This is a genomic window from Rickettsiales bacterium, assembly GCA_035765535.1.
In the GTDB taxonomy this organism is placed as follows: Bacteria; Pseudomonadota; Alphaproteobacteria; order Rickettsiales; family JABCZZ01; genus JABCZZ01.
In genome coordinates this window covers 213,727-225,893 of the sequence record DASTXE010000005.1, presented here as the reverse complement: position 1 = coordinate 225,893, position 12,167 = coordinate 213,727, and the positions used below count along the sequence as shown (strand labels likewise).

Here is a 12,167-nt window from a genome sequence, read left to right as displayed (position 1 = left end):
TCAGGAGTAGAAAGGAGGTGCGCGGGAGGAATAAACAGCGAGATGAGCTTCGTATAAATGAGAGAAGCTGGTATGAATGCTCTGTTGGACCGGCTCAGGCGGTAGCGGAAGATGAATAGGCTCTGGTAGCGTAAATGTTCCTGAATGCGCTACCGTATCACAAACATTACAGCCATCGTTATGACCGCTGATACTATGCTCGACCAAATGGAAAATACCCAGAACCTGTGCAGCTAAAAACAGCAGCACAACAGCCAGTGTTTTAAGGCTGGTATGGCTTTGAGTCTGTTTTAGGAATGTATTCTGCATAGGAAGTCGTAATTTCCAGCACTATGGCACAACTGTCAAGCGGGTCTTGCAAGTAACCGTTAAGCCGAGAAAGCACAGCCCGGCCTATGAACCACATTCCTTAGTAATGGACGATGACATCCATCGCTCCCAGTATAGTATAATTCCTGTCAGGCACAACACCCCTTGTCGGGTTGCCGTTGAAGGCATCCCGATCCAAAGACATGTCATAGTCGATTTCAGGGCGGAATTCGATCTGTGGCGAAAGCCAGTGCTGCCAGCCTAGCCCGAAGTTTAGGTAACGCGTTTTTACGCCTGTACGCTGTCCTTCCATATCATCATAAAATTCCGGACGGAAGGAAATATTATCCAGCGGTGAGAATTGATAATTGAGATAGGCTACGGTTGCTACCACATTGGCTGTGCAGGTCAGGTCTGTGGAGCTGCTGCATTGTGCGGCATTAGGGGCGTTGAAAGGTATATATTGCGGTGAGAACGGCGTGCCGCCATTGGCGATATATCCTTGCACAGCCGGATTACTTATATTAGGCACGTTGCGCTGATAGAGATCGTACAGTTCATAGGATAAATGCCATTTGTCATTGAAATTATGATAGTAAGTAAAGCCGTACCATTGCAGGTTATTATATCCCCACTCGCCATTATTGATGCCATCGATGCAAGGATAAATATTATCATCGCCGTTATTCCAGGTGTAACGTGCGCAGGCAACCAGTGTCGGCTGAACACCGGGATCTTTTTTGAAAGTCGAACCCGGATAGAGTGGATTGGGATCAAGGTTCGGCAAAGTCTTACCGCTGTTCCATATGGCAGAATCCGTTCCGGCTACGATGCCGAGTTGCAGCAGCAGATTTTTCTTCACTGCAAGTGTCCCGACTATACCTTCATTTGTGTAATTGTCGAAACTGTAGGACATCGAGTGGGTATACATATAATTGTTGGGTGCAAGCTGTGCCTCGATATCAGGTATCGAGATGTAGCGCCCGGCCCGCAACAGTAATCCTTCTGCCACGTTTGGGATATACAACTCGCCATATATCATCGGGAAGTCATAGCCATTGATACGGTTCTTTTGCAGGAGCTGATAGCTCGCAATGCCGTAAGAAGTAGTGTAGCGGTAATTCTCGCCATATATGCCGGACAGACGGAAACCCCAGTCTATATGATCAGTCTGTACCGTATCGGGAACGCGTTCGATATAGAGCACGGCCTGATCCAGTTGCGCCGTATTGGGTGTATAGGCATAAGCCATCGGCGCATTGCCGCCGCGTTTCTCGGAGTTGGAGCTGAAATTAACTCCACCATTCAGCCAGCCATACATCTCGATATGATTATTCTGCATCCAATTTCCGGTGGAGGTGTTCGCAATGGCGGCCATGAATGGACTGTCTGCGGAGTTTGGCCGTGAAACACCGAGTGAAGTGGCGGCGCCGTAAGGCCATTCTGTAAAGGGCATCGGCGGTGTGGACTCAGGCGTTGCGGGCCAGCCTTCCCGGTGAGAGGGAGGTGCGTTAGGATCGGCTGGTGCGCTGGCATGTCCTGCTTCAAGATTATAATAATTAAAGAAGCGGCTGGCTACATTATCACCTAAATAGGAGTTCAGGCATGCGTAATTGTTATAAGGATCGCATCTTTTGCCTGTGGTGGTTTCGCTATCCGCGAGTGCTGTTTGTGAAAGAAGGGCGGTGGCTAAGAAACCCCCGATTGTTAATTGTTTTATATCCATTTTTTCTATCCCGGTCAGTCCTGAACAGCACATGACATATCAGCCGGGATGTAACGATAGTGTAAAAATACACTTAAGGAGTGTAAAAATATATTTTATCCGGAAGCTTCTTTATTATAAACTGAATTCCGTATTAAAAGCAGCCGCCTAAACGTGACTCCGCCCTCTCGCGCTCTTACTTGACAGTTCCTTTACTAATTCGCCCATAAATCAATCCTCATTTTCTAATCTTGATAAATGCCAAGAACACATCATGAAGAATATAACGTATGAAGTATATCTGATCACCTCTCCTGAAAATATAATCAATGTCATGTTTGTCACAAGCATCTACCAATATCTCTATGCAACAAAGAGGGCGTATTAGAAAAGCAACCATATTAATAATTAAATCACATATAAAATAAGTTTATATATTGTAACTACAGATAGATAGGCCAATAAAAATATGTGCAACACCAAGCGAAACCGGACTTTTTGGAAAATAAATGGGTTAAAAAAGTTCAGAACCTTGAATTTTTTATGACATGCTGTCGCTAACAGGCAGAATATAATACAAATAACGGCATATTATGCCATTAACCCAAAGTACATCAGGTCAGGCTCCCGCGACTTTGAATGCGGACGACGATTCGACGTCTCGTACGGCCACGCGCGCATCGCAATCTGGCGGCAAAATATGGAACTACGCAAAGTCGCGTTTCGATAAGGAAAACTGGTTTGGCAGTGCCATTCTTATTGAGAGCTGGATTGCCGGTTACAATAAGCTTCGAGGATCGCTTGTCCGTCAGGTGCATGGTCAGGATCAGCCCGATCGTATTCGGGCACTGGGTTACGGAATCCCACTACTTGGTTACACCTGGTCATTCTTCTCAAAGCGTGGAGCAAAATTTCCCGATGGCGACACAGTTCCTGAGCGGATGACAGATGCACTTCATCATCCGCAGGAGTCCTCAAACCAGTTTGAATTTCTTATTTTTCTTCCTGGTAACATAGTGTCTATCATAAATAATGTGCAGAAAGGTCTTAAGGCGTATGGTGTTGGATTAAAAGAAGGAGAAAAAGCTTATGCGCCTGAAAAAGCGAGATTATACATGGGCGTACTGGCGAGCGCCTGGCAAGCTTGCGTGGGATATGGCCATTTTCGCAAGCACAGTGAAGCGCCGCAGGAGGATAATAAGCCCGTAAGGCATGGATTTATAGGTACAATTCAAAAGGTCTGGTGTCATGACCGTGTGTTATTTATCGGCAGCGTAATTAATATGACCTTCCCTTTATATCGCTCGTGGAAGGCAAAGATAAAATCCGTACCAGCCGCAAAGAGGCGGGCTGCATATTAAGAGCTGCATTAATAGGTCTGGCCGGAACCGCAGCCTACAACTATTATATATTTCAGCGCATAGCACGAAGCAATTTCGGGGCTAAAGAAACGAGTGAGGAAATCGGTCCCACCGAGGAAAGTGCTGGAAATATAAATATACCCCCTGCCCACCCGGATGAACGCAATGATTTTAAATTTTCACATAAGATCTTAGAGCAAAAGCAGCAACCGCAGACGAGAACCGTCGCCTGAAGCGGGGCATTGTTAATCCTTGGGAGAGGATACAATCGCCTTGAAAAGCTCTTCTGACGCAGTCTTAAAGACTGGCAGCTTTGTGGGTTTTACATTTACTTCCTGTAGCCTCAGCAATGCCTCATATTCATGAGCAGAAATGAAATACCCCATTACATGACCATGGCTTGTAACGGCCACAGGAGCTCGTTGAGCTTCTTGGCTGATACGCCCGAAATTCTTGACAAATGCTGTAGCGGAAACAGAAAACATAGCCCCCTCATATACGTAAATTACGTAATTTACCCATAATGAGTATTATAAGTAAAATGCGCATTAAGTCAAGATACTGAAATAACTGAGTATAAAAATAAAGGGAATAAAACCAGACTATCTAGAGAAAATGCTTAATCAGAGGTAGAAGTCAGTCGCAACAGATCCGCAAATATTACCTTGAGATGAAAACAAATGACTAATGGCTATTCCTTATTGCAGTCCATATAGACGCCGGTTGCGCAATTATTAATCTTCCCGTTGCTGCTATCGCTGGTTTGGGTACTCCCGGAAGACTCTGTATTACCCAAGCCGGATGGTTGAGGCTGCACCGGTATGGTTTGCGAACTGAAGGATGATGGGATCGATAGTGGTAAAGAAAGCTGAGGTATTTGCGTATTGCTAATGGTCGGTTGCTGAGGCTGGGGCTGCTGCTGGGCCTGGTCCGTAATCACCCCCACAGCGCCCGATATGGTGTTGGACGCCAGTATATAATTGCCTGCGGCAGCACCGGAGATAGAAAGCCCTGCAACGCTGACAACCTTACCCGTGCCGACATCAGGCGTATCGTATGCACCATTGGCCGGGTTATTCAGGCTTACCGTATCGCCACCCACTACACCGCTTAAAGAGTAGTTTCCTGAAGCCAGGGTAGCTGTGGTGGTACCGTCATAGGTCTTGGTCACATTGCCTGTTAAGTAGGCAGTCAGGCTTTTAGCGGTAATTTGGCCTATTGTTCCGCTGATACTGCTTGAAGCCAGCGTATAATTACCTGCGGCGGCGCCCGAAAGGCTTAAGCCGGTAACACTGACGGTTTTACCGGTACCGACATCTTTGGTATCATACGTGCCGGAAGCCGGGTTATTAAGATTCACCGTATCACCGCCAATAATGCCCGTCAGTGAATAATTTCCACTTCCCAATGTTGCTGCGGTGGTACCGTCGTAAGTTTTAGTAACGCTGCCGGTTAAGCTTGCGCTCAGGCTCTTTGCATTGATCTGGCCGACTGCACCGCTGGTGCTGGTGGAAGAAAGCGTATAATTCCCAGCATCCGTACCGGAAATTGAAAGCCCCGTAACACTGACGGTTTTACCGGTTCCGGCGTTCTTTGTATCGTACGTTCCGCTGGTTGGATTATTTAGGTTTACCGTATCGCCCCCCACTACACCACTTAAAGAATAGTTTCCTGAAGCCAGGGTAGCCGCCGTGGTGCTATCGTAAGTCTTCGTAACACTGCCCGTTAAGCTGGCGGTTAAGCTCTTTGCGTTGATTTGTCCTACTGCGCCACTGGTGCTGGTAGAGGAAAGTGTATAATTACCTGCATCCGTGCCGGAAATAGAGAGACCCGTAACCGTAACCGTTTTCCCCGTACCCACATTCTTGGTATCGTAGGTTCCACTAGCCGGATTGTTCAGGTTCACCGTATCTCCGCCTATAATTCCGGCTAAGGAGTAATTCCCCGATGCCAGTGTTGCTGCTGTGGTACCGTCGTAAGTCTTGCTAACACTGCCGGTTAAGCTGGCAGTCAGGCTTTTGGCGTTGATCTGACCGACCGTACCGCTGGTACTGGTGGAAGAGAGCGTATAGTTACCTACGTCTGCACCGGAAATACTCAAGCCCGTAACACTGACAGTCTTGCCCGTCCCTGCATTCTTTGTATCGTAGGTCCCGCTGGCCGGGTTGTTCAGGTTCACGGTGTCGCCACCAACAATCCCAGTCAGGGAATAATTCCCCGATGCTAGTGTTGCTGCGGTGGTGCCATCATAAGTCTTCGTAACACTGCCGGTTAAGCTGGCGGTAAGACTTTTAGCATCGATCTGTCCCACTGCGCCACTGGTGCTGGTAGAAGAGAGTGTATAGTTGCCAGCATCCGTACCGGAAATTGAAAGCCCCGTAACACTGACAGTCTTACCGGTACCGACATTCTTGGTATCATAGGTTCCGGAAGCCGGGTTATTAAGATTGACCGTATCACCGCCTACTACACCGGCTAAAGAGTAGTTTCCTGATGCCAGCGTTGCTGTCGTAGTACCGTCGTAAGTTTTGGTAACGCTGCCTGTCAGGCTTGTGGTCAGGCTCTTTGCATTGATCTGGCCGACCGTACCACTGGTGCTGGTGGAAGAAAGCGTATAGTTGCCAGCATCCGTGCCGGAAATAGAAAGACCCGTAACTGTAATCGTTTTTCCCGTACCCACATTCTTGGTATCGTAGCTTCCAGAAGCCGGATTATTAAGATTTACTGTATCGCCGCCAATAATCCCGGCCAGCGAATAATTCCCTGATGCCAGTGTTGCTGCCGTGGTGCCGTCGTAAGTTTTGACAACGCTGCCGATCAGGCTTGCGGTTAGGCTTTTGGCATCGATTTGCCCCACTGCCCCACTGGCGCTGGTGGAGGAAAGCGTATAGTTGCCTGCATCCGTGCCGGAAATGCTCAACCCCGTAACGCTGACGGTCTTGCCGGTGCCAACGTCCTTTGTATCGTAGGTTCCGCTGGCGGGATTATTCAGGTTCACTGTATCGCCGCCTACAACCCCGGCCAGTGCATAATTTCCCGAAGCTAATGTTGCTGCGGTGGTGCGGTCATAGGTTTTGGTAACGCTGCCGGTTAGGCTCGCGGTCAGGCTTTTGGCGGTAATCTGCCCCACCGATCCGCTGACACTGGTGGAAGCTAGCGTATAGTTGCTTGCGGCAGCGCCCGAAAGGCTTAAGCCGGTAACACTGACGGTTTTACCGGTACCGACATCTTTTGTATCATACGTGCCGGAGGCGGGATTGTTGAGATTCACCACATCAGAACCGTAGATTCCTGTAAGCGAGTAATTACCGGAAGATAAGGTTGCAGTCGTATTGCCATTATACGTTTTGCTCACGCTACCCGTAAGCGAAGCGGTCAGCGTCTTGGCGAGCACGGAGAGTGCTGTGCTGCTATTGGCGTAGCTGAACGCATAACCAAGTGCAGAGGCTAAAGTGCCGCTGCTATAGTTGATATTGTAGGAGCCTACGTTATTGCCTGCCACATAACTGGTCGTGCCGGTCAGTGTTCCTGTGACGTTATCGCTGCTTGCATCCGACCCAAGGTAACCGCTGAGCGTATAACCATAACCGCTTAGGTTGGCGCCGCTGCCATAAGTGACGTTTAAAGTGCCGGGCGTAACGGTAAGCGTCGGCGTAATCGTATAAAGGAAGCCGTTACCGGTGGAGGCGAAACTTGGGCATGTGCCGCCGTAAGTACAGCTGAACCGGCGAAAATCGGAAGCAAGCGAGTTAAGCGTATCGTTAGCGGGATTCGTGCTGTAAACCAGCCAGCGGCCGTTTGTATCGCTGAGCGCGGAAGCATTTGAATTGTTGATAAAATTCCCGGAGGCGATCAGGGTAAGTCCTGTCCCGGTCGAGGTCGAAGTAAGGGCTGCACCGCTATTGAGCGTAATATCGCCGCTCAGCGCATCCAGCAGCAGATTATGGCTGCCGCCCGTAATACTTCCCGTAGTAATGCTGCCACCATAAACGGAAATTGGGAAGTTATAACTTGAGATATTCCAGCCGCTTCCGATATTCACAGCGCCGGAACCGCTGCTGCTGTTGCCGATGATAACATTGCTGGGCGAAACCGTGCTGGTGTCGATAAAGCTGAGGAAACCGCTATCCACATCACCCAGTGCGCCGCTGCCGCCATTGATACCAATGCTGGTGGAAGCCGTATAGGGCTTCAGAAGAATATGGCCAGCTGTGATTATGCTCAGATTATGGAAATTGATGCTGTCGCCAATAAGGGTAAGATCTCCGGTCATGGCGTTACCGCCCAATATATTACTACCATTGCTTGACCACAGGGCATAATTATTGGTTCCTCCGCCAGCAATAGCAGTCAGGCTAATATTTCCTGTATTGAGGATGCTGCTTGATCCGTATAGTAAGAGACCGTAATCGCTGTCCGTACCGGCTCCGCCTTGTCCTGTGACGATAACATCACCCCCGGCGCCTACAATACTGCCGGATTCCAGAATAGTGCCGTAATTATGCCCTCCTGCACCAACACCGCCGCCTATACCATTCACAGTAATACTGCCGGTGCCGGATGTGGCAATATTAGAGGTATCGCCACCTGTTCCGATAACGACACCGTCGTTATATTGGCCCCAGCTGCTAACGGCGCCCTGCCCCGTTACCGATATATCCCCATTTACCGCATGAATAAACGCATTAGAACTCAGAATGACGCCGTATCCGTTATCATTACCGCCCCCTGTACCGGAAACAGTGACGGAAGCGTTGCCGGTCGCATCGATCCCACTGTAATTAAAGAGCTTAATACCCATAGAAAAATTGGCGGTGCCACCGCCGGTGCCCGTAAGGCTGATATGCCCGCCGGACGATGCAATTGAACTGCTATCTTCAAGATCAATCCCTATATTGTCACCGGTGCCCGCGCCACCAGTACCAATTAAGCTAATATTACCTGAGCTTGTGGAAAGTGACGAACCGGTTAGTAATCGGATACCTTTCAATCCGCTGTAACTGGATGAGCCGGCACTGCTCCATCCCGTACCTCTTAAGAGGATATTACCCGCTCCCGCATTGATGCTGGTGGCTTCCAGGGCAATGCCATAGTTATAGGTAAAATTACCGTAACTTGCAGTGGTAAAGGGGTTCGACCCGCCGCCAAGCGTTACATTGCCGCCGTTGGAATTAATCGTTGTATAACCTAGATAAGTGATTCCGCCGGAGGCGCTTAGAAGTGAATCCGCATCAAAAATAACATTGAGCTTACCGCTAGTGCTGGTGATGCTGTCCTGGTTACCGGATATGCCGTTGAAAAAGATGGAGCCGGCACTTGCCAGTGTCAGCGTAATATCGCCACCGGTGGACTTGGAAATTACGGCGCCTGCCGCTTCGGATATGTCACTGACCAATGCATCCAGCAGCAAATCGTGGCCTCCAAGGGTAATGCCCTGTGAAGCAATCGAACCGCCATAGACGGAAATCGGGAAGGTATAACCTGAAATATTCCAGTTATTACCGATAGTAACCGCGCCGCTGCCTGCCGAAGAGTTGCCGATTACCACACTACTCGGGGAAACCGTGCTGGTATCGATAAGCGCAAGGAAGTTGCTATCCAGATCCGAAAGGGTGCCGCTGCCGCCATGAATGCCGATCGAGGTGGAGGCGGTGTAAGGCTTCATCGTGATGATGCCGCCTGAACGGATGGCTAAAGTGCTGAAATCCATGCTGTCGGTGGAAATCGTCAGATTCCCGGTCATGCTGTTGCCGCCCAGGGTATTGTAGCCTGTATTGTCCGTAATCCCGACGCCGCCACTGCCTGACCCATTAATGCCTTCGAGCAGGATATTTGCGCTTCCGGTGCTGGTAATGAGCGAATTGTTTTCAATGCCGATACCATAATCCGCAAAACTGGCAGTGCCACCCTGCCCTAAAATATGAATATTTCCGGTTTGACTGCTGACGCTGCTTCCATAAACTTCAACACCATAACCGTAATATCCACCGGTGCCGCCCGTGCCATTGAAATCGATGGTAGCATTGCCGGTGCTGTTAATGGTCGCTGACGAGAGGACCACGCCGCGGTTATAATCACCGCTTCCGCTTCCGCCCTGCCCGATAAGGCTCATATTGCCGTTAAGGCTGCTTACCGTACTGCCGTTAATATAAACACCATCATTTTCCGAGGCACCGTTACCGCCTGTTCCAGAGAGCGTAATGGTGGCCGTGCCTGTGCTGCTGATGGTGGAACCATTTTCAATGTCCACGCCCTTATTCTGGTCACCGGAACCATTTCCGCCCTGCCCGGTTAAAGTAATATTGCCGGTTGCACTGGTAATGTGGCCGTCATCCAGGCGCACACCGTAATTCTGGGATGTGCCGTCACCGCCGGTACCATTGAGGCTGATGGTTGCGGTGCCCGTGCTTTTGATAAGTGTGCCTGCATCAAGAAGGACGCCGTTATTATAGGTGCCTGTGCCGGCAGCGCCCGTTCCTGAAATGGAAATATTTCCGTTCTGACTGGTGATAGCAGTATCACTTATCCAGTCTCCTATAATACTACCGCCACTGCTGCCTGCACCTGCGGTACCTGAAATCGTAATACCGCCGGAAGTATTGGTAATGGCAGCACCGCTATAAGTGAGGAAACCGATGCTGCTGCCGGAAGTAACCGTGCCGCCCGTACCTGTCAGGGAGATAAGACCGGAATTGCTGGTAATGGATGTACCGGAGTCATGCATGACAATACCCCAGCTGGAGTCGCTGGAAGTCCCTGCGGTGCCGTTAAGTGTGATATTACCGCTTGTGGTATTAAGCGTAGTGCCGCTGGCTAAAAGTATGCCGAAATGGGAGCCAGTGCTCGCATCGTCATAACCATGTCCGTTCAATAGGATATTGCCGCTTCCGGCACTCAGACTGTCGCCGATCATGGAAATCCCGTCAGTATATCCGCTCATGCCAGGGGCAGGAGAAGTAAAGGGATTCGCACCGCCACCAAACGTGATATTACCGTTATTAGTATTGATATTAGTATAATTCATCCAGATTATACCGTTGCCGGTCTGATCGGTATCCGTATGCAGCACAAGATTCAGTTTACCGCTTGTGCTGCCTATGGAAATCGGGCTGCCGCTATTGCCGTCAAAGAAAATACCCTGATGGGAGGCCAGGGTTAATGTGGCATCACCGCCAGATGTTTTGCTAATCGTTGAGCCGGAATTGACAAGGATATAACCATCTTCGCTATTGGAGCCGTTCGTGCCAGTCTGAATGGTGATATCCGTGCCGCTGTTCAGGGCTGCATTGATGGTGCTTGTCGTAACGAACGCGTTATTGTCCGTGGTCGTACAGGTTCCACTGATACAGGAAATATTGTTATCGGATCCACTGTTAGCTATGGTGATGTTGTTCGGGTCCAGAAGCCAGTGACCGGCGCTGCCAAAAGACGCTCCGGCATCCACAAGCCCCGTTGCCTGCAGGATATTTTTACCCGAAGTTTCTACAAAACCGCCATTGCCCGAAAGCGCTCCGCCGCGTGCACTGATAAATCCGGCAAAATTCGTCCAGCCATCGGACCATACGGCAACATTACCGCCATTGCCGCTCGTGACGGCGTCCGCTTTGATAGTTGCATCGGAGGCCATCGTTGTTTGAAGTGCCGTGGGAGTGATTCCCTGCCCATGGAAATCGCCGCCGATGCGAACAGTACCGCCGCCAGTATCGCCGGAAACGTCAATATGCGAGCCGGAAAGGAGGCTGACATGGTCTCCGAGGATCTGAATGGTACCGCCGGTCTGCCCGCTGCCATAACCGGAAGCGTCAACTATACCGGAGTTTTCTACCGTGCTTGAGCCGGAAACCAGCCCCTTTTGGGTCGTATCATTACCCGCGACGGCATTGCTACCCTCCGCATAGAGCGTAATGACACCGTTTTTTTCTCCGACGCTGCGTGCTTCTAAGATACCGGTATTGCTGATTAAACTGTCGATACCACTGCGCGCTGCCGCTGCTGTGATCTGGATAAGGCCGCCATCGGCCTGAATAATCCCGGAATTTCCGGCAAATTGCTGTATCGGTGCAGAAAGAGCAATCTGCGTCAGGCCATCACCTGCGAGATCGAGCGTAAACTCGTCACCGGAAGCCAGGGTCACCCTGCCCAGCCTTGCATTAATGACACCGCTATTTTCCACATGCGGGGCAACAAGCCCCACTAACCCTGCATCATAGACCGTGATGCTACCCTGGTTGACAATCTGTGCTGCGGAAGAGCCGGGTTTATTGAACACCAGCTTGGAGTTCTGCATAAAACTGCCGTTGTCGATATCGGAGCTGGTCGCAATGAGGCTATTGGCATTTACTTGCGAATTCCTGCCGAAAATCACACCGTTAGGGTTGATAATCACAAGATTGCCATTGGCGGTCAGGGTGCCGTTAATCTGGCTGGGCGTCAAGGCGTTCACACGGTTAAGGGTAATGGAACTGCTTCCCGGCTGGCTGAACCGTGTGGTTTCGCCTGCGTTAATATCAAACCCGCGCCAGTCAATAATGGCTTTGTCGCTGCTCTGATTAATGGTCAGCGTGCTTCCGGAAGAAGAAATACTGGCCTGTCCCGCCGTTACCGAACCGCCTGTAGGATTGGCTATAACGGAAAAACCAAACAATGCGCTGACGGCAAATGCCAATAGCCCCGGCAATTTGCAGCCGGTACCGGACATGGAGGTCGATATTTTAAGACGCAACTTATCCACGAGTATAATCCTCTTATGTTTGATTTTAAGAGGAAAAGGTTAAAAAGATGTAAAAAAACCA

5 protein-coding genes are annotated in these 12,167 nt (G+C 49.9%); 1 reads left to right on the top strand and 4 read right to left on the bottom strand.

Annotated features, from left to right (window positions below; all coding sequences use genetic code 11):
• Both VFT64_08600 and VFT64_08595 read right to left on the bottom strand, forming a co-directional pair.
• Positions 1-309 carry a hypothetical protein gene (locus VFT64_08600; protein HEU5047886.1) on the bottom strand — a complete coding sequence of 103 codons (309 nt, stop codon included), beginning with the start codon at positions 307-309 and terminating at the stop codon, positions 1-3.
• Positions 310-409: 100 nt separating this feature from the next.
• Positions 410-2,035: an outer membrane beta-barrel protein gene (locus tag VFT64_08595; protein ID HEU5047885.1), complete on the bottom strand. Its 1,626-nt coding sequence runs from the start codon at positions 2,033-2,035 to the stop codon at positions 410-412.
• 572 nt (positions 2,036-2,607) lie between these two features.
• Here VFT64_08595 and VFT64_08590 point away from each other — a divergent pair.
• Positions 2,608-3,375 carry a hypothetical protein gene (locus tag VFT64_08590; protein ID HEU5047884.1) on the top strand — a complete coding sequence of 256 codons (768 nt, stop codon included), beginning with the start codon at positions 2,608-2,610 and terminating at the stop codon, positions 3,373-3,375.
• 245 nt (positions 3,376-3,620) lie between these two features.
• Here the strand turns inward: VFT64_08590 and VFT64_08585 are convergent, their stop codons facing one another.
• Positions 3,621-3,860, bottom strand: a complete 240-nt coding sequence (locus VFT64_08585) for a hypothetical protein (GenBank protein ID HEU5047883.1) — start codon at positions 3,858-3,860, stop codon at positions 3,621-3,623.
• Between the two features lie 206 nt (positions 3,861-4,066).
• Complete coding sequence (locus tag VFT64_08580) at positions 4,067-12,106, bottom strand: YDG domain-containing protein (GenBank protein HEU5047882.1); 8,040 nt, start codon at positions 12,104-12,106, stop codon at positions 4,067-4,069.
• Between the last annotated feature and the right edge of the window lie 61 nt (positions 12,107-12,167).

Excerpts from the sequence above, each read along its gene's own strand:
- VFT64_08600 (HEU5047886.1), bottom strand. The coding sequence starts at position 309 with ATGCAGAATACATTCCTAAAACAGACTCAAAGCCATACCAGCCTTAAA.
- VFT64_08585 (HEU5047883.1), bottom strand. The coding sequence starts at position 3,860 with ATGTTTTCTGTTTCCGCTACAGCATTTGTCAAGAATTTCGGGCGTATC.
- VFT64_08590 (HEU5047884.1), top strand. The coding sequence starts at position 2,608 with ATGCCATTAACCCAAAGTACATCAGGTCAGGCTCCCGCGACTTTGAAT.
- VFT64_08595 (HEU5047885.1), bottom strand. The coding sequence starts at position 2,035 with ATGGATATAAAACAATTAACAATCGGGGGTTTCTTAGCCACCGCCCTT.